At 64.3% G+C, this 18,646-nt stretch carries 12 protein-coding genes; 5 read left to right on the top strand and 7 right to left on the bottom strand.

All coding sequences use genetic code 11. From position 1 onward, the window contains the following. The first annotated feature begins 18 nt into the window (after positions 1 to 18). The 3 genes from glnA to O3932_RS07750 all read left to right on the top strand — a co-directional run bounded on the left by glnA (position 19) and on the right by O3932_RS07750 (position 5,395). On the top strand, positions 19 to 1,443 hold the full coding sequence (gene glnA / locus O3932_RS07760; RefSeq protein WP_299240702.1) for a type I glutamate--ammonia ligase: 1,425 nt from the start codon (positions 19 to 21) through the stop codon (positions 1,441 to 1,443). Between the two features lie 116 nt (positions 1,444 to 1,559). After that, positions 1,560 to 3,425, top strand: coding sequence for a long-chain fatty acid--CoA ligase (locus O3932_RS07755; RefSeq protein WP_371537513.1), 1,866 nt, complete (start codon positions 1,560 to 1,562; stop codon positions 3,423 to 3,425). Between the two features lie 44 nt (positions 3,426 to 3,469). Continuing rightward, positions 3,470 to 5,395, top strand: a complete 1,926-nt coding sequence (locus O3932_RS07750; protein WP_315294426.1) for a long-chain fatty acid--CoA ligase — start codon at positions 3,470 to 3,472, stop codon at positions 5,393 to 5,395. Between the two features lie 94 nt (positions 5,396 to 5,489). Here the strand turns inward: O3932_RS07750 and O3932_RS07745 are convergent, their stop codons facing one another. Together O3932_RS07745 and uvrA are read right to left on the bottom strand one after the other, a co-directional pair. Next, entirely contained in the window at positions 5,490 to 5,984 is a 495-nt protein-coding gene (locus O3932_RS07745) for a polysaccharide transporter (protein ID WP_296504305.1), read from the bottom strand. A gap of 11 nt (positions 5,985 to 5,995) precedes the next feature. Continuing rightward, positions 5,996 to 8,860, bottom strand: coding sequence for an excinuclease ABC subunit UvrA (uvrA, locus tag O3932_RS07740; RefSeq protein WP_371537510.1), 2,865 nt, complete (start codon positions 8,858 to 8,860; stop codon positions 5,996 to 5,998). A 57-nt stretch (positions 8,861 to 8,917) separates the two neighbouring features. On the opposite strand from uvrA, the gene O3932_RS07735 reads away from it, so the two are divergent. Next, positions 8,918 to 9,199: a YciI family protein gene (locus O3932_RS07735; protein ID WP_296504301.1), complete on the top strand. Its 282-nt coding sequence runs from the start codon at positions 8,918 to 8,920 to the stop codon at positions 9,197 to 9,199. Between the two features lie 65 nt (positions 9,200 to 9,264). Here the strand turns inward: O3932_RS07735 and O3932_RS07730 are convergent, their stop codons facing one another. The 5 genes from O3932_RS07730 to coaE all read right to left on the bottom strand — a co-directional run bounded on the left by O3932_RS07730 (position 9,265) and on the right by coaE (position 16,733). Then, the gene (locus O3932_RS07730) at positions 9,265 to 11,652 is read right to left on the bottom strand and encodes a cation-translocating P-type ATPase (protein ID WP_371537508.1); all 2,388 of its coding nucleotides are present in this window, start codon (positions 11,650 to 11,652) and stop codon (positions 9,265 to 9,267) included. Next, entirely contained in the window at positions 11,642 to 12,640 is a 999-nt protein-coding gene (locus O3932_RS07725; RefSeq protein WP_371537505.1) for a TerC/Alx family metal homeostasis membrane protein, read from the bottom strand. Before O3932_RS07725 ends, O3932_RS07730 begins: the two co-directional genes overlap by 11 nt. Before the next feature lie 40 nt (positions 12,641 to 12,680). Then, complete coding sequence (locus tag O3932_RS07720) at positions 12,681 to 13,679, bottom strand: TerC family protein (protein WP_371537502.1); 999 nt, start codon at positions 13,677 to 13,679, stop codon at positions 12,681 to 12,683. Positions 13,680 to 13,958: 279 nt separating this feature from the next. Then, positions 13,959 to 16,043 (bottom strand): excinuclease ABC subunit UvrB, encoded by a 2,085-nt coding sequence (uvrB, locus tag O3932_RS07715; RefSeq protein WP_371537499.1) that lies wholly within the window; start codon positions 16,041 to 16,043, stop codon positions 13,959 to 13,961. Positions 16,044 to 16,136: 93 nt separating this feature from the next. Next, a complete protein-coding gene (gene coaE / locus O3932_RS07710) occupies positions 16,137 to 16,733 on the bottom strand; it encodes a dephospho-CoA kinase (protein ID WP_371537496.1) in 597 nt (198 codons plus the stop codon). A gap of 175 nt (positions 16,734 to 16,908) precedes the next feature. On the opposite strand from coaE, the gene brnQ reads away from it, so the two are divergent. Beyond that, entirely contained in the window at positions 16,909 to 18,258 is a 1,350-nt protein-coding gene (gene brnQ / locus O3932_RS07705; RefSeq protein WP_296504288.1) for a branched-chain amino acid transport system II carrier protein, read from the top strand. Positions 18,259 to 18,646: the final 388 nt, after the last annotated feature.

Genomic DNA, 18,646 nt, shown 5'->3' with positions numbered 1-18,646 from the left:
CCACAAAGAAGGACGTTCATGTTCACCTCCACCCAAGAGGTCGCAGACTTTATCTCCGAGCAGAACATTGAACTCGTCGACGTGCGCTTCTGTGACGTCCCCGGTGTTCAGCAGCACTTTACGATCCCCGTGAGCGAATTCCTGGACGCCGCTTTGTCGGACGGACTCATGTTCGACGGCTCCTCGGTGCGCGGATTCACCGCCATCCACGAGTCCGACATGAAGCTCATCCCGGACATCTCCTCCGCCTTCGTCGACCCGTTCCGTGATCGTAAGACCCTGGTCGTCAACTTCTCGATCGTCGACCCCTTCACCGACGAGCCTTTCTCGCGCGATCCGCGCCAGGTGGCCGCCAAGGCCGAAGCCTACCTGCGCTCGACCGGCATCGCGGACGAGTGCTTCATCGGTGCCGAGGCCGAGTTCTACCTCTTCGATGACGTGCGCTACCAGGTCACCCCGCACAACACGTTCTTCTCCGTCGACTCCCCCGAGGCCTACTGGAACACCGGTCGCGCAGAAGAGGGCGGCAACATGGGCTACAAGGTGCCCATCAAGGGCGGCTATTTCCCCGTCTCCCCCGCCGACAAGTACGCGGACGTGCGCGACGAGATGAGCCGCCTCCTCGAGCAGGTCGGCCTGACGATCGAGCGCGCCCACCATGAGGTCGGCTCGGGCGGTCAGCAGGAGATCAACTACCGTTTCGCGACTCTGCAGACCGCGGCCGACGACATGATGAAGTTCAAGTACGTCATCAAGAACGCGGCCCTCGAGTTCGGTCATTCCGCGACCTTCATGCCTAAGCCCCTGTTCGGCGACAACGGCTCGGGCATGCACACGCACATGTCCCTGTGGAAGAACGGCGAACCCCTCTTCTACGACGAGCGTGGCTACGGCTCCCTGTCCGACACAGCCCGCTGGTTCATCGGTGGCCTGCTGGAGCACGCCCCCGCGCTGCTTGCCTTCACGAACCCGTCGGTGAATTCTTTCCGCCGCCTGGTGCCCGGCTTCGAGGCCCCGATCAACCTCGTGTACTCGGCGCGCAACCGCTCCGCATGCATCCGTATCCCCGTGACGGGCACGTCCCCAAAGGCCAAGCGCGTGGAGTACCGCGTGCCGGATCCGAGCGCGAACCCCTACCTGGCCTTCTCCGCCTGCCTCATGGCGGGTATCGACGGCATCAAGCGCCGCATCGAGCCGGCAGCTCCCATCGACAAGGACCTCTACGAGCTACCCCCGGCCGAGTACCAGGACATTGCTAAGCTACCCAGCTCGCTCGAGGCCGCCCTGGACGCACTGCGCGAGGACCACGAGTTCCTCACCGAGGGCGACGTCTTCACCCAGGATCTCATCGACACCTGGCTGGACTACAAGGAGACCAACGAGGTCGCCCCGATGCGCGCCTACGTGCACCCCTACGAGTACCAGATGTACTACGACCTGTGATCTAATCGTCACTTGAGCGGCCCCTGCCCCATTTTTGGCGCAGGGGCCGCTCGTTACCCGATAGACTCACCTCTAGACCTATTGTTCAGTCTTTGAACCGACATCCGGAGGACACGATGAAGCGCATGCGCGACGGCTCCTACACGATTAAACCGGCCTACAAGGTCGGAGAACACGACATCATCCCCGACATGCTGGCCAATCGGGCCATCAAGTTCCCGAATCAGGTCGTCGTTGAGCAGCGCTCCTCCGTCGGTGCCACGCGTTCCCTCACTGCAGGCGAGCTCCAGCGCCAGGTCGAATACACCGCCTGCGGCCTCATTGGCCTCGGCGTCAAGTCAGGTCACGCGGTCGCAATCCTGGCCCCGACCTCGTACGAATGGCTCCTCCTCGATCTCGCCCTCCTCACGATCGGCGCGATCACCGTGCCGATCTATGAGTCCGACTCCGCGTCCCAGATCGAGCACATCCTCACCGACGCCCACGTGACCCGCGTCTTCACGGCCACCACCCAGCAAGCCGAGCTCGTGCGCTCGGTCCGCCCCTCGTTCACCCTCGCCGTCGACTCCTTCGATCAGGGAGCCATTCGTAAGATCGCGCGCGCCGCAACCGACGTGACCATCAAGGACGTCGAGAAGCGCCGTGCCGCCGTGTCCTCCTCCGACATCGCGACCATTATCTACACGTCCGGCACGACCGGGAACCCCAAGGGCGTGGCTCTCACCCACGCGAACTTCATTGCGACCAGTGAAGGTGCGCGCCAGGTGCTCGGCGATGTCATCGACTCTCCCGAGACCCGGCTCCTGCTCTTCCTGCCCGTCGCACACGTGCTCGCCCGCCTTGTCATGCACGTCATCCTCTCCGGTCAAGGCGTGCTCGGTTTCTCCCCCAACATCAAGAACCTGCTGCCAGATATCAAGGCTTTCAAGCCCTCCGTGCTCCTCGTCGTGCCGCGCGTCCTGGAGAAGGTTTACAACGCGGCCTCCTCCAAGGCGGGCGGCGGCATCAAGGGGCGCATGTTCGCGTGGAGCGCCAAGCAGGCCCACGCCTATTCTCTCGCTTCGGAGAAGACGTTTGGCCCAGGTCCCTTCAAGAAAATCCGCCACGGCATCGCCGACGCGCTCGTCTTGAAGAAGATCCGCTCGATCCTCGGCCCTAACCTGCGCTACATCGTCTCCGGCGGCGCCCCTCTGGCCACCGATCTCGCCCACTTCTACGCGGGCATGGGCATCACGCTGATCCAGGGCTACGGCCTGAGCGAGACGACCGGCCCGATCGCTGTCCAGCACATCGGCAAGAACCCCGTCGGCGGCGTTGGCCTGCCCCTGCCCGGTAACTTCATCAAGATCGCCAAGGACGGCGAAATCCTCGTGCGTGGCCAGTCCGTCATGCCCGGCTACTACCACCTGCCCGAGCAGACCGCCGAGGTTATGCCCGACGGCAAGTGGTTCCACACGGGTGACCTGGGTTCGATCGACCGCAAGGGCCAGCTGACCATCACGGGCCGCAAGAAGGAACTCATCGTGACGGCGGGCGGCAAGAACGTCTCCCCCGAGGTCCTCGAGGATTCTCTGGCCACTCATCCCCTCATCGCCAACGTCATCGTGGTGGGCGACCAGCGCCCCTACGTCGGCGCCCTCTTCACCCTCGACGCCGACATGCTGCCCGACTGGCTGGCCAAGCACGGCCTGCCGCAGTGCTCGCCCACCGAGGCCGCCGAGCTGCCGGCGGTCCGCGAGTCCCTAGAGAAGGCCGTTGAGCGCGCCAACAAGGCCGTCTCCCGCGCCGAATCGATCCGCAAGTTCCGCATCATCGACGCTACCTTCACCGTTGAAAACGGCTACGTCACACCGTCGATGAAGCTGCGCCGCCGCAAGGTGCTGGCCGACTACGCCTACGAGGTCGACGCCCTCTACGGCGGCCCAGTCTCCGCGCAGCCTGCGAAGAAGCGTGGCTTCTTCGCTCGCTTCACAAAGAACTGATCCCCCACACAAGCGGCATACATTCACCCCACGAAAGGACCGCAATGACGGTACGTAGGCTCGCCGATGGCTCATGGGAGTCGATTGCGACGCGAGAAGCCACCGAGGATATGAACCTCCCGAAGATGCTGCACCAGCGCGTGGAGCGCCACCCCGGCCAGTTCGCGATCGAGCGTCGCTCGAACGTGGGTGCCTGGCGCAAGGTGACGATGGAGAGCTTCCTGGCGGAAGTGGATTCCATCGCGCGCGGCCTCATCGGCATCGGCCTCGAGCCGGGTGACCACCTCGCGATTTTGGCTCCCACCTCCTACGAGTGGGCCCTCATTGACGTGGCTACCTTGTCCTGCGGTGCGATCACCGTGCCGATCTACGAGACGGACTCGGCCCAGCAGATCGCGCACATCCTGGCCGACGCAGACGTGCGCATCGTCATCACGGCGACCACGCAGCAGGCCGAGCTGGTGGAGTCCGTGCGCACGGAGGGGGTCCGCTATGTCTTCTCCCTTGATCGGGGTGCCGAGCGTGTCCTGACGAGTGCCGCGCGGGGCGTGAGCGTCGAACAGGTGCGCGCGCGTACCAACGCCGTGACGCTCAGCGACGAGGCGACGATCATCTACACGTCGGGCACGACCGGCATGCCCAAGGGTGTGGTCCTCACGCACGGGAACTTTATTTCACCGATGCTGCAGGCTTACGACTTCCTGCCCGTCCTCATCAACGACCCGAAGTCGCGCTCCCTGCTCTTCCTGCCGGTCGCCCACGTGCTCGCGCGATTCGTCATGTACTGCCTGCTCGCAGGCCAGGGCATCACCGCGTTCTCTCCGGACACCCGCAACCTGGTCGACGACATCGCGACGTTCAAGCCGACGATGCTCCTTGTTGTTCCGCGCGTCATGGAGAAGGTCTACAACGCGGCCGCTGCTAAGGCGGGCGGCGGCATGAAGGGCCGTATGTTCGCGTGGGCCGCCAAGCAGGCGCGTGCCCTGTCCAAGGCCACCGCCTACGTGGATTCTCCTCTGCCCGAGTCGGCGGTCGCCGGACCCGGTCCGGACACGACGCCCATCCCGGATGCCTCGGCAATGCCCTCCCCCGGTCCTTCTGCTGCCCTCAAGCTGCGCGGTCGCATCGCGGATGCCCTTGTTCTGTCGAAGGTACGGGCGATCCTCGGCCCGAACCTGCACACAATCATCTCGGGCGGCGCTCCCCTGGCTCTCGACCTGGCGAACTTCTATCGTGGCCTGGGCATCACCCTCCTGCAGGGCTACGGCCTGTCCGAGACGACCGGTCCGATCTCCGTGGAGACGCCACAGGATTTCCCTCCGGACTCGGTAGGCTTCCCCTGGCCGGGCAACCAGATGATGATCGCCCCTGACGGCGAGCTCCTCGTGCGCGGCATCTCCGTGTCGAAGGGATACCATAACCTGCCCGAGGCCACGGCTGAGGCCTTCGTCGACGGCTGGTTCAAGACGGGTGACCTCGCCTCCATCGACGACCGTGGCCACCTGCGCATCACGGGACGCAAGAAAGAACTCATCGTCACCGCGGGCGGTAAGAACGTGTCCCCCGAGATCCTCGAAGAGTCCCTCTCGACGCACCCACTCATCGCGAACATCATCGTCGTCGGTGACAACCGCCCCTACATCGGCGCGCTCATCGCGCTGGACACGGAGATGCTGCCTGAGTGGCTGGCCACTCACGGTCTGCCCGTCGTGGACGCGGCACAGGCGGCGAACCTGCCCGAGGTGCGTGAGTCCTTGGAGAAGGCAATCGCCCGCGCCAACAAGGCGGTGTCGCGAGCCGAGTCGATCCGCCGTTACCGCATCGTCAATGCGGCCTTCACCGTGGAGAACGGCTACATGACGCCCTCCCTCAAGCTCAAGCGCCGCCGCGTCCTAGCCGACTACGCCGACGAGGTCGACGCCCTCTACGCGTCCGGCGAGGCCGCGAAGACCCAGAAGAACCAGGAGTAGCCCGGCGACCTGCCAGGGGATCTCGATCCGACGAACCGGCCCCGACCTCGTCACCATGAACGAGGTCGGGGCCGAGTCGCGCGCGAGGACTCCCCTAGTCGGCGGTGTTGCGTCCCACGACGAAGGCACCGAACAACGCGAGGAGGACCGCCACTCCCATGACGGGCAGCGGAATCCAGAACAGCGTGCGCCGGGTAATCTCCAGAGCGGCCGAGACGAGAATACCGACAAGCAGGAGGGTGTGGAAGGCGCGAGACCACAGGAAGCCATCGCTGTCGCCGCTCCACAACGTGAACAGCGACATGATCACGCATACAGCGACGACCGCATAGATCGCGATGACCGTGCCCAGCTGCCACACGTGACGGGCCTCCGCCTGGCCGAGCACACACAGGCTCAGGTTGCCCAGGCCAGCGACAAACCCGCAGGACAGGCCGTAGACGCGGCTGCGCCCAGCCGAGCGGGCCGCGAGCGCCTTAAGCGTGAGAGAGCCGGCCACGACCATGAGGGCAATCACCAGCAGGTGAACCCAGGAGGGCCAGTAGTAGGCGAAGCCGTACAAACCGTAAGCGGGGAGCATGAGGCTCATCCTAGCGGTTCCTACGACTCAGCGGCGTCGCGCGCGGCCTCCTTCGCGAGGACCTCCGCCAGGTACTGGCCCGTGAATGATTCCTCTACGGTTGCAACCTGTTCGGGTGTTCCCTCGGCGACGACCATGCCGCCGCCCGCGCCGCCCTCGGGCCCCATGTCGATGATCCAGTCGGCGCTCTTGATGACGTCCAGGTTGTGCTCGATGACGATGACAGTGTTGCCTTTGTCGGCTAGGGACTGCAGCACGAGGAGGAGCTTGCGGATGTCCTCGGAGTGCAGGCCGGTCGTGGGCTCATCGAGCACGTACACCGTGCGTCCCGTCGAGCGCCGCTGCAACTCGGAAGCAAGCTTGACGCGCTGAGCCTCGCCGCCCGACAGGGTCGTCGCACTCTGTCCGAGGCGCACGTAACCCAGGCCCACCTCGACAAGCGTGTTGAGGTGACGGGCAATGCGCGAGATCGGCGCGAAGAACTGTGCGGCCTCCGCGATCGGCATGTCGAGCACGTCCGCGACAGTCTTGCCCTTGTACTCGACCTCCAGGGTTTCGCGGTTGTAGCGAGCGCCATGGCAGACCTCGCAGGGGACGTACACGTCGGGCAGGAAGTTCATCTCGATCTTCAGCGTGCCGTCGCCCTTACAGGACTCGCAGCGTCCGCCCTTCACATTGAAGGAGAAGCGTCCCGGACCGTAGCCACGCACCTTTGCCTCCTGTGTTTCGGCAAAAAGCTTGCGGATCTGGTCCCACACGCCCGTGTAGGTCGCCGGATTCGAGCGCGGCGTACGACCGATTGGGCTCTGGTCCACGTGCACGACCTTGTCGAGCTGTTCGATGCCCGTGATCGTGCGGTGGCGGCCGGGCACCATGCGCGCGCCGTTGAGACGCGATGCCAGTGTGCGGTAGAGGATGCCATTCACCAGCGTCGACTTGCCCGAGCCAGACACGCCGGTGACGGCAGTGAACACGCCGAGCGGGAACGACACATCGATGTTCTTCAGGTTGTTTTCGCGCGCACCCTTGACCGTGACGACGCGCTTCTTATCGACCGGGCGTCGCGTCGGCGGCAGGAGAATACGGCGCTTGCCCGACAGGTACTGGCCGGTCAGCGACTTGCGGTTCTTCAGCAGTTCGGAAAGCGGCCCCGAGTGAACGACCCAGCCACCCGTCTCACCCGCGCCGGGACCGATATCCACGATCCAGTCGGCCGCCTCCATCGTCTCCTCGTCGTGCTCGACGACGATGAGCGTGTTGCCCAGGTCGCGCAGGCGTTCGAGCGTCGCGATGAGCTTGCGGTTGTCGCGCTGGTGCAGGCCGATCGAAGGCTCGTCCAGAACGTAGAGGACACCGACGAGGCCGGAGCCGATCTGCGTGGCCAGGCGGATACGCTGTGCCTCGCCTCCCGACAGTGTGCCCGCACCGCGAGAGAGCGTCAGGTAGGTCAGGCCCACGTCAACGAGGAAGGCCAGGCGGGCCTCGATCTCGGTGAGGATGGGTGCCGCGATAGCGCGCGCACGCTGCTCGAGTTCGACGGTCGCGAGGAACTCACGTGCCTCCAAGATGGACATGTCGGACAGCTCGGCGATCGACTTGTCGCCGATACGCACTGCCAGGACCTCCGGCTTCAGGCGCGCGCCCTCGCACGTCGGGCACGGAATCTCACGCATGTAGGAGTCGAGCTTCTCGGACACAGCCGCAGACTCGGTCTCCTCGCGCTTACGCTCAATGTAGTTGACCGCGCCCTCGAAGCCCGTCGTGTAAGAGCGCTCGCGGCCCCAGCGGTTGCGGAACTTGACGGTGACCTCGTAGTCCTTGCCATACAGAACGGCGTTTTTGACCTTCTTGGGCAGGTTCTTCCAGGGCGTGCCCATCGCGAAGCCGAGTTCCTTGGACAGGGATTCGAGGAGCTTCTTGTGGTACTTGAAGTTCGAGTTCCAGGGGATGACAGCACCGTCGGCGAGCGAGAGTTCCTCGTCGGGGACGACCAGCTCGGGGTCCACCTCCTGGCGGAAGCCAAGTCCCGCGCAGTCCGGGCACGCGCCGTAGGGGGCGTTGAAGGAGAAGGTGCGAGGCTCGATCTCGTCGAGGGCCAGAGGGTGGTCATTCGGGCAGGCGCGCTTCTCGGAGAAACGGCGGCGGCGCTCCGGGTCGTTCTCGTCCAGGTCGACGCAATCGATGACGACGAGGCCATCGGACAGGCGCAACGCGGTCTCGACCGAATCGGTGAGGCGCTGGCGCATGCCCTCGCGGACGACAAGGCGGTCGATAACGACCTCGATCGTGTGTTTGAGTTTCTTCTCCAGCTTGGGGGCATTCTCGAGACGCACGGCCTCGCCGTCGATGATCGCGCGCGTGTAGCCCTCGGAGCGCAGTTCGTCGATGAGATCCTGGTACTCGCCCTTGCGGCCGCGCACGACCGGGGAAAGGACCTGGAAGCGCGTGCCCTCGTCCATCGTGCGCACGCGGTCGACGATCTGCTGGGGTGTCTGTGCCTGGATGCGCGCCCCGCACTCGGGGCAGTGCGCGACGCCGGCACGCGCGTAGAGCAGACGCAGGTAGTCGTGGATCTCCGTGATCGTGCCGACCGTCGAGCGCGGGTTGCGTGACGTCGACTTCTGGTCGATGGAGACGGCGGGTGACAAGCCTTCGATGAAGTCAACATCCGGCTTGTCCATCTGGCCGAGGAACTGACGCGCGTAGGAGGACAGGGACTCGACGTAGCGGCGCTGTCCCTCGGCGAAAATCGTGTCAAAGGCGAGGGAGGACTTACCGGATCCGGACAGGCCGGTGAAGACGATCATGGAGTCACGGGGCAGCTCGAGGTTTACGTCCTTGAGGTTGTGTTCGCGGGCACCCTGGATGATTAGCTTGTCATGCACCCTTTGATCCTATCCGTCCCCTAGGCAAAATCGCGGATCAGGGCTAGTGTTATGCGTATGGCATACTACGCAGTCGAATACGTCTACAACCCCTCCATGACCGAGACGATGGACGAAGTCCGCCCGACTCACCGCGCGTTCCTGTCCGGTTTGCTCGAACAGGGAATCAACGTCGCGTCCGGCCCCCTCGCTGGTGAGGTTCCCGGCGCGCTGATTCTCATCAACGCCGAGAGCCAGGCCGACGTCGAGCAGATCCTCAATCAGGATCCCTTCTACGTCGCCGAGGTCATCCAGGCTCGTCTCATCCGCGAGTGGAATCCCGTCATCCGGGTGTTCTGAGTCGCTTCCACGCACGAGGCCGGGGCGGGTTTTTCCCGCACCGGCCTCGTGTCGTATCTACCCAGCTATTGCTCGAGGGAGCGAGCGAATTGTCGGGCGTAAAAGATGCGCTGAGCGACTTCAATGAGCAAGGCGGCACCCGCACCGACGCACAGGATGAGGAGCCACTCATGCGTGGTCGGTGCCACGGTTGAGAAGAAGTGGCGAACGGGCGGGATCAACACGCCGCCGACGGTTGCGGACGTGACGGCCACGAGCAGAACCCACTTCCACAGGGACAGCGGTCGCGACGTGATGACCAGCAGCCAGATCGCGCCAAGCATCAGGGAGAGGATCGCCGCCGTCGACTCGCGGTCCTGCGGGCCGTCGGCAATGCCGAAAGCGGTCAACGCGGCAGCCGCCAGGATGACACCCGTCGGCATCGCCAGGGACAGCGTGCGCTTGAGGAATCCCGGCACATAACGACGCGGGTTGGGCCATAGCGCCAGGAAGAACGCCGGGATGCCGATCGTCAGGGAGTCGATGTAGCTGAACTGGCGCGGCAGGAACGGGTAGCGCCAGCCGACCAGTGCGGTCACGATCACGAGGACAGCCGCGTAGGTGGTCTTGGCCAGGAACAGCGAGGAGACGCGCTCCATGTTCGCGATGATGCGGCGGCCCTCCGACAAAACGCCCGGCAGAACAGAGAACTTCGAGTCAACGAGGACAATCTGCGCAACCGCCTTCGTGGCCTGCGTGCCGTTGCCCATCGCGATACCGAGGTCGGCATCCTTGAGCGCGAGGGCGTCGTTCACGCCATCGCCCGTCATCGCAACGCAGTGCTCGCGGGCCTGCAGAGCGCCGACCATCGCACGCTTCTGCTCGGGCGTCACGCGCCCGAAGACATCATGCTTCTCAATTGCGTCGATGAATGCCTCGGAGGAAAGGTCCTCGGGCAGGTCGCGTGCGTCCATGAGGCGGGCGGGCATGCCGTCGGGCGCCGTCAGTCCAGCCTGGGTGGCCAACGCGCCGACCGTTGTCGGGTTGTCGCCCGAAATGACGCGCACGTGCACGCCCTGAGAACGGAAGTAGTCGAGCGTTTCGGCCACGTCTTCGCGCAGATCCTCCTCCAGGACCACAATCGCGGCTACCTCGCGGGCCTCCGGCAGCTCATCGTCCACGACAGCCGAATCCGCGCGGACAAGCGCGACGACGCGGGCTCCGCTACTCGCGAAGCCACCCACCCGCTCCAGCAGAGCTGAGTTTCCAGCCACGGCCTCGTCGATGACGATCTCGGGGGCACCCAGGATCCAGGACTCGCAGTCCGTGCCCCACGCGCTCCACTTACGCGCCGACGAGAAGGGAACGCTCCACTGTGCGCGCGCCTGAGCGCCCGCCAGTGCCTCCTCGTCGAGGAAAGACCAGATGGCCTGCGCGGTCGCGTTCGTGCGGTCGCTCGACGCAGTCGCGAGCGCGCGGCGAATGAGTGCCTCGTCGCCCGAGATCACGTCGATCTGGCGCACGCGGATGCCGCCGGTGGTGAGCGTGCCCGTCTTGTCCAGGCACAGGCAGTCGACACGGGCGAGAACTTCGACGGCCGGAAGTTCCTGCACGAGGACCCCGCGCCGGGCCAGCGTCGCCGACCCAATCGCGAAGTTCATCGAAGTCAGAAGTACGAGGCCCTGGGGGATCATGCCGATGACCGAGGCAACCGACAGGACCAAGGCCTCTCGCCAGTCCCCGCCTAAGCCGCCCGCGATGCGATTCTGCGAATAGAACGTCAAGGCAACAATCGGCAGCAGCATGACCGAGACAACCTGCAGGACGCGATTAATCGACACCTGGATCTCGGAGATCGTACGGGTGAAGGCACGTGCCTGCTCGGACAGGCCCTGCGCGTAGACACGCTCGCCGACTGCCGTGGCGACCATGCGTCCCGATCCGGCAACGACGCTCGTGCCAGCCAGGAGCTGATCGCCCTCCTTCTTCTTAACCGGGCGCGACTCGCCCGTCAGCAGCGACTCATCGATCTCGAGGCCTGCCGAGGCCAGCACCGTACCGTCCACGCTCACCTGGTCGCCAAGCGCCAGCTCGATGACGTCATCGAGCACGACGTCGCGAGCAGGGATTACCGACACCTCGCCGTTACGCAGGACGGAGGCTTGCGGTGCATCCACGATTGCAAGAGAATCCAGGGTGCGCTTGGCGCGCAGCTCCGACATGATACCGATAACCGCATTAATGACCATGACACCGCCGAAGATGCCGTCGCGCAGATCGCCGAACAACAGGACGATGATCGACGCACCCACGATGATCGCGTTGAAGAGCGTAAACACGTTCTCGCGGACGATGGATGCCACCGACCGCGACGTACGGTCCTTGACGCGGTTCACCGCGCCGCGCGACATGCGCTCGAACACTTCGTCGGTGCTCAGACCGCGCTCGTCCACGCTCGCCACCTCAGTTACCATGGGCATCCCCCTCATCCATCGCGCTACGAATCAGCGACGCGACAACAGTGACCGCCAGCGTCACGACGATGACGCCCAGCGATACCGATACGGAAATCTCCGGTGCCCACTCCACGCCCGATCCCCCGTTGATAAACGGCAGAGTGTTCGCGTGCAACGCCTCAAGAATCAGCTTGACGCCGATAAAACTCAAAATCACGCCGAGGCCGTAGCCCAGGTACACGAGCTTGCTGAGAAGAGCATCCACTAAGAAGAACAGCTGGCGCAAACCCATCAGCGCAAACACGTTGCAGGCAAAGACCAGGAATGCCTGCTGCGTGATACCGAAAATCGCGGGAATCGAGTCAAACGCAAACATCAGGTCCGCCGAGCCGAGGGCCAGGACAACGACGAGCATCGGCGTGATGTAGGTGCGCCCGCCGTGACGGAAGAGCATGCGGTTGCCAATGAAGCCATCGGTGATCGGGAGAACACGCCGAACCGCGCGGATAAAACCACTCTCGTGGTATTCCTCGTCTTCGTCGCTCCCCCGCGCTGTCTCACAAACCTGGCTGAACGCGGTCCACAGCAGCCAGAGTCCGAAGATGAAGAATACCCACGAGAAACGCGACACCAGCGCGGCTCCAAGGAGGATGAACACGAGACGCAGGAGCAGGGCGATGATAATGCCGAGGAGCAAGGCCTTCTGCTGATTTTCTCGAGGAACGCGGAACGCCTTGAGAATCAGGATGAACACGAAGAGGTTGTCGACGGACAGGGACCACTCCATGGCCCATCCCGCGTAGAACTCCTGAGCGTAGAGCCACCCGTTTGTCAGCCAGATGCCGACGCCGAAAAGCCCGGCGAGTCCGACGTAGAACAGGGTCCATCGAGCGGCCTCGACCGCTGTGGGCGGGTGCGGGTTGCGCGCATGACCGAGGAAATCGATCACGACCAGGCCGATGGCCACAAGAGCGAGGATTCCCCACGCCCACGGGTGAATAACCATGAATACCCCTTAACTATTTGACCGCGGCATCATAGCGCCCTTACGCCGCGCTATCCTCGCCTCCACGCCGGGAGCGTGACACCGCCAGGGAGGCAGCGACCGTGATGAGAATGGTAACCACGATGAAGCCGAGCGAGAAGGCGATGTTCGGCTCAGGAACCGCAACAATGGGTTGCCCGCCGTTGATGAAGGGCAGCTCGTTCGTGTGCAGCGCGTGGTTGATCAGCTTGAAGCCGATGAAGCCGAGGATCGCTGCGAGTCCGTAGTGCAAGAAAATGATGCGGTCAAGCAGACCATCGATGAGGAAGTAGAGCTGACGCAAGCCGAGCAAGGAGAACGCGTTGGCGGCAAACACCAGGTATGCCTCGTTGGTGAGCGAGTAGATCGCGGGGATCGAGTCGACGGCGAACATGACGTCGGCTGTGCCCACCGCGATGACGCACAGGAGCATCGGAGTGACGTAGGTGCGGCCGCCGTGGCGGTAGAGCATGCGCGAGCCGATGAAGCCGTCGGTGACGGGCACGATCTTAGACACCCACCGCACGATTGACGGCGGGCGGTATTCGTCTTCCTCCTCCTCGCCTACGCCCTCGCGGACCTGATTGATGGCGGTCCACAGCAGCCAGGCTCCGAAGATGTAGAACACCCACGAGAAGTTTTCGATGAGGGCTGCGCCCGCGAGAATGAAGATGAGGCGCAGGATCAGCGCGATCACGATACCCGCCAGCAGGACTTCCTGCTGATCCTTGCGGGGCACGCGGAAGCTCGAGAGGATGATGACGAAGACGAACAGGTTGTCGATGCTGAGCGCTTTTTCGGTGATATAGCCGCCCAAGTATTCCTGACCGTACTGCGGTCCCCACACAGCCCAGACGATGCCGCCAAAAAGGAGGGCGATCGCGATGTAGGCGACCGACCACCAGGTGGCTTCCTTGAGAGTGGGTTCGTGGGGTGTGCGAACGTGACCGACGATATCGACGGCGATCATGGTCAGGATAATGCCAGCCAGGACGATCCAGGCGAGCGCGTGCACGTGCATACGTGGGGCCTCCGGTACGAGTCGGGTACCGGAGGTCTCCTCCCGCCAGGAATCCCTGGCCGGTGGCGCCGGAGGCCTCGCCGCGTGGGCGGGGCCGTCGTGATGACGACGCCACTGTTTGTGGGAGTACTCCCCTCCGCTAACGCCGTCTAGTTTAGTGGGGCGGCTGCGCGCGCGTCCACGCCCGAGCAGTGGCATCGGTCGCTTAGCGCCGCGATTTCTGAGGAACGAGGCAGTGGCTGCCTCGTTCCTCAGCGCGAAGCAGGTGGTCGGCGGGCGTCAGTGGGCGCGCTTCATGGCGCGCAGTTCCTTCTTGAGGTCCTCGATTTCGTCGCGCAGGCGCGCGGCAACCTCGAACTGGAGGTGCTGAGCGGCGGTCATCATCTGGGCAGAGAGTTCTTCGATGAGTTCGGCGAGTTCTGCCTCCGCGCGCTGACCAGGATTCGAGACGGCGGGTGCCTTCGCAGCGGCACTGCGGTCGCGTGCGCTCTTCTCCTTGCGGTACCCGCCCTCGAGCAGGGTCTGAGTGTCGACCTGTTCGCGGGCGAGCATATCGGTGACGTCGGAGATCTTCTTGCGCAGCGGCTGCGGGTCGATGCCGTGCTCCTTGTTGTAGGCGATCTGGATCTCGCGGCGACGCATGGTCTCGGAGATGGCCTCGTTCATCGAGTCCGTCATGTTGTCGGCGTACATGTGGACCTCGCCGGACACGTTTCGGGCGGCGCGGCCAATGGTCTGGATGAGCGAGCGGGTGGAGCGCAGGAAGCCTTCCTTGTCTGCGTCGAGGATGGACACGAGGGAGACCTCGGGCAGGTCCAAGCCCTCGCGCAGCAGGTTGATGCCGACAAGCACGTCGAAGGTACCCAGGCGCAGCTCGCGCAGCAGCTCGACGCGGCGCAGCGTGTCGACGTCGGAGTGCAGGTATTCGACCTTGACGCCGCGCTCGGCCAGGTAGGTGGTCAGTTCCTCGGCCATCTTCTTGGTGAGGGTGGTGACGAGGACGCGCTCGTCACGTTCGACGCGCAACCGCACCTGTTCGAGGAGGTCATCGATCTGTCCCTCGGTGGGCTTGACAACGACGAGCGGATCGACGAGACCCGTTGGGCGAATAATCTGCTCGACCACGCCGTCCGAGCGCTCGAGCTCGTAGGGGCCGGGGGTCGCGGAGAGGTACACGGTCTGGCCGATGCGCTGGGCGAACTCGTCCCACTTGAGCGGACGGTTGTCCATCGCGGAGGGCAGGCGGAATCCGTAGTCGACGAGGGTGCGCTTACGCGACATATCGCCTTCGAACATCGCGCCGATCTGTGGGACGGTCACGTGGGACTCGTCGATGATGAGCAGGAAGTCGTCCGGGAAGTAGTCCAACAGCGTGTGCGGAGGGGTGCCGGGACCGCGCCCGTCGATGTGGCGCGAATAGTTTTCCACGCCCGAGCACGACCCGATTTCCTTGAGCATCTCCAGGTCGAAGGTCGTGCGCATGCGCAGGCGCTGCTCCTCGAGGAGTTTGTTCTGGCTTCGGAACCACGCAAGCCGATCATCGAGCTCGTCCTCGATGGAGGCAATCGCCTTCTTCATGCGTTCCTCGCCGGCCACGTAGTGCGAGGCCGGGAACAGGTAGGTGTGGTCGACCTGGTCGATCACGTCGCCGGTGAGGGGGTGCAGGACCGCCAGGGAGTCGATCTCGTCGCCAAACATCTCGATGCGGATCGCGAGTTCCTCGTACACCGGGATGATCTCAATCGTGTCGCCACGCACGCGGAAGGTGCCGCGTGTGAAGGCCATGTCGTTGCGCACGTACTGCATGGCGACGAAGCGGCGCAGCAGTGCGTCGCGGTCGATGATCATGCCGCGCTCGAGTTCGATCATGCGCGCCACGTATTCCTCGGGGGTGCCGAGGCCGTAGATGCAGGACACGGAGGAGACGACGACCGTGTCGCGCCGCGTGAGCAGCGAGTTGGTAGCGCTGTGGCGCAGCCGCTCGACCTCATCGTTGATCGAGGAATCCTTCTCGATGAAGGTGTCCGTCTGGGGGACGTAGGCTTCGGGCTGGTAGTAGTCGTAGTAGGAGACAAAGTACTCGACGGCGTTGCCCGGCAGCAGCTCGCGGAACTCGGCCGCAAGCTGCGCGGCGAGCGTCTTGTTGGGTTCCAGGACCAGCGCGGGACGTTGCAGCTCCTCAATGAGCCAGGCGGTGGTCGCGCTCTTGCCCGTACCCGTCGCACCCATGAGGACGACGTCCTGCTCGCCGTCGCGAATGCGCGCTGCCAGCTCACGGATCGCCTTGGGCTGGTCACCCGACGGCGTGTAGGGGGAGATGACCTCGAAAGGCTTGTCTTGCCGGATGACGGGGGTTTCACTCACTCTCCTACGCTACCGCCCACGCCCTGGCATCGCGCGGAGGACCCGCCCGGGTGCGCGGCCAGCGAAAGCCCGCCTCGGCCTCGTCGATGGCCCCTAGAGGTCTGAGGTCAGCCAACGCTCCCACACCTGCGTGCACACCTGCGCCAGATCGTCCGCGCTTCCGCAGTTATCGATCCACACGTGCGCGATCGCTCGCCTTTGATCGGACGAGGCCTGGGCGCGGATCCGGGCGCGCGCGTCCTCGGGGGCCACTCCCCTGCCCTCCAGGCGTGCGACACGCTCCTCGATGGGGGCATCGACGATGACGACGGCGTCAAAACGGTCAGCGTAGTCGCCCTCGACGAGGAGCGGAATGTCGTAGACGGCAAGCGATCCTGCGGGGGCAGCGTTCAGGATCTCCCAAGCACGACGCTCGATGGCCGGGTGGGTGATCGCGTTGAGAGCAGCGACGCGCTCGTCGGCGCCCTCACCGGCGAAGACACGACGCGCGAGGCACGCCCGGTCAAGGGTCCCGTCCTCACGGATCAGATCATCTCCGAATCGTGCGGCCACCTGCGCGAGCGCGGGCCGACCGGGTTCGAGAATCTCACGGGCAATGACGTCGGCATCGGCGACCAGTGCACCCAGAGACTTGAAGGAAGCGGTCACTGAGGACTTGCCCGAACCGATTCCGCCACTCACCGCGACCACGCGTGCAGGTCCCCCACTGCGGTGTTGGTGCAGCGGGCGGAGCAGCGTCGCAGAGCATCCTCCACAAGAAAACGAAGCGGTCACATCCTCAGGGTATCGCGGCTGCGGTTGCGTATATGTGCCCTCGTGCAAGAATTGGAGCTGTTAAAGCCCCCACACAACACAGTGAGCAGCAGTGACGCAGACAGTCAACGATGATTCCGGCCAGCGTTCGAGTACCGCGGTCCTCATCGCGACCTCCCTGACTCTTTTCTCCATGTTTTTTGGTGCCGGTAACCTTATTTTCCCGCCGATCATGGGCGCGTCGGCCGGCACCAACTTGACCCCCGCGATGATCGGTTTCCTGATCGGCGGCGTCGCTCTGCCCGTCATCTCGATCATCACGATCGCCCTATCCGGCACCGATATCCGCGACCTTGTCAGCCGCGCCGGAAAGCCCTTCGGGTTCGTTTTCTCGGTCCTGGTCTACCTGTCCATCGGCGCCTTCTACGCCCTCCCGCGAACGGGTGCTGTCTCCTTCTCGACGGCTGTCGCGCCCGTCATCGGCACGAAGTCGGTGCTCGCCTCGGTCATCTTCAACCTGATCTTTTTTGGGATCGCCTTTTACCTGTGTTGGAACCCGACGAACATTATCGACAGCCTCGGGAAGGTCCTGACACCGATCCTCCTTGGCCTGCTCGTTCTGCTGGTATTCCTCTGCCTGGCGTCGCTGCCGGCCTCGCACGACGCGCCCACCGGCGAGTACGTCCACAACCCGCTGGCCGCCGGTCTACTTGAGGGCTACATGACGATGGACTCCATCGCAGCCCTGGCCTTCGGCATCATCGTCGTGACTTCGCTCGGGCATACGGGCGGTGGCATCGGTGCGAAGGTCGTGCATCGGACCTCGATCGCGGCGGTCATTGCGGGTGCGCTCCTGGGCGTCGTCTACGTCGGCCTGGGCCTCATCGGGCATGTCATCCCGAACGCACAGTCTTACACGGATGGTGCCAGCCTCCTGGCCGACGCCGCGCAGTCGACGATGGGGCGTCCGGGGCAGATCGTTTTCGGTCTGATCGTGCTGACCGCGTGTATGACAACGGCGGTGGGCCTCATCGCCGCGACCTCGGAGTTCTTTAACCGTCTGCTGCCCGCGATTCCGTACCGCACATGGATAATCCTTTTCACGCTCATCTCCTTCGTGCTGGCGTCTGCGGGGCTGTCCTCGGTGCTCACGATCGCGGTACCGATCATCACCTTCCTCTACCCGATCGCTATCACAGTCGTCTTCATTACGATCATGACCCACCCCTTCCGCCTGGCGACCCCTGTGACGTGGACCTTCCGCCTGGGCACCTGGATGGCCGCCGCGTGGTCGGCCGCAACGACGCTCGCGCAGGTGGGCGTCGCCACCAACCAAATCAACTCCGCGCTTACGTGGAGTCCGCTCCAGGCCAACCAGCTTGGTTGGATCCTCCCCACCGTTGTCGCGGCGTTGATCGGCACGTGCGCCGACCTAGTAGCGATGAAACGCGCTGCCTCCTGAGCGCCAACAGCAAAGGCCCCGTGCGGATTCGTTTCTGTGCGGGGTTCAGTTGTCTTCGCCACTAGGCGCGGCACCACACGAACTGTGTCGGAACCTCTCGTATTCCGCTGTTCGTAGGCTGTGGCGGGGCCGGGCTTTGCTCATCAGACCGCCCGATCGGAGGTCGCTGCGAGGCCTGCGGGGCCTGGCTGCGATGTCCGTGGGCGGCGGCAGGGCCTGGCCGGGCTTCGAGACGACGCGCCGAGCGAAGCTCGCAGCGCGGACGGCGAGCGGGCGGGCCGCCGCCCACGGGCACACCAAGCAGGCCGATACCAACAGGTGCTCCTCGCGGAGGCCGGAGATCTGGCGGCGTCGCAATCAGACAAAAAGTGGTGGCCCCCAGGAAAAC

Source organism: Pauljensenia sp. 20925_1_25, assembly GCF_041433955.1.
Taxonomy (GTDB): domain Bacteria; phylum Actinomycetota; class Actinomycetes; order Actinomycetales; family Actinomycetaceae; genus Pauljensenia.
This window is presented reverse-complemented; position numbering and strand designations above follow the sequence as displayed.

What these genes read in the sequence shown, in the direction of transcription:
- glnA (WP_299240702.1), top strand. Translation starts at nt 19, where the DNA reads ATGTTCACCTCCACCCAAGAGGTCGCAGACTTTATCTCCGAGCAGAAC.
- O3932_RS07725 (WP_371537505.1), bottom strand. Translation starts at nt 12,640, where the DNA reads ATGGTTATTCACCCGTGGGCGTGGGGAATCCTCGCTCTTGTGGCCATC.
- O3932_RS07745 (WP_296504305.1), bottom strand. Translation starts at nt 5,984, where the DNA reads ATGAGCCTCATGCTCCCCGCTTACGGTTTGTACGGCTTCGCCTACTAC.
- O3932_RS07720 (WP_371537502.1), bottom strand. Translation starts at nt 13,679, where the DNA reads ATGCACGTGCACGCGCTCGCCTGGATCGTCCTGGCTGGCATTATCCTG.
- O3932_RS07750 (WP_315294426.1), top strand. Translation starts at nt 3,470, where the DNA reads ATGACGGTACGTAGGCTCGCCGATGGCTCATGGGAGTCGATTGCGACG.
- O3932_RS07730 (WP_371537508.1), bottom strand. Translation starts at nt 11,652, where the DNA reads ATGGTAACTGAGGTGGCGAGCGTGGACGAGCGCGGTCTGAGCACCGAC.
- O3932_RS07755 (WP_371537513.1), top strand. Translation starts at nt 1,560, where the DNA reads ATGAAGCGCATGCGCGACGGCTCCTACACGATTAAACCGGCCTACAAG.
- O3932_RS07735 (WP_296504301.1), top strand. Translation starts at nt 8,918, where the DNA reads ATGGCATACTACGCAGTCGAATACGTCTACAACCCCTCCATGACCGAG.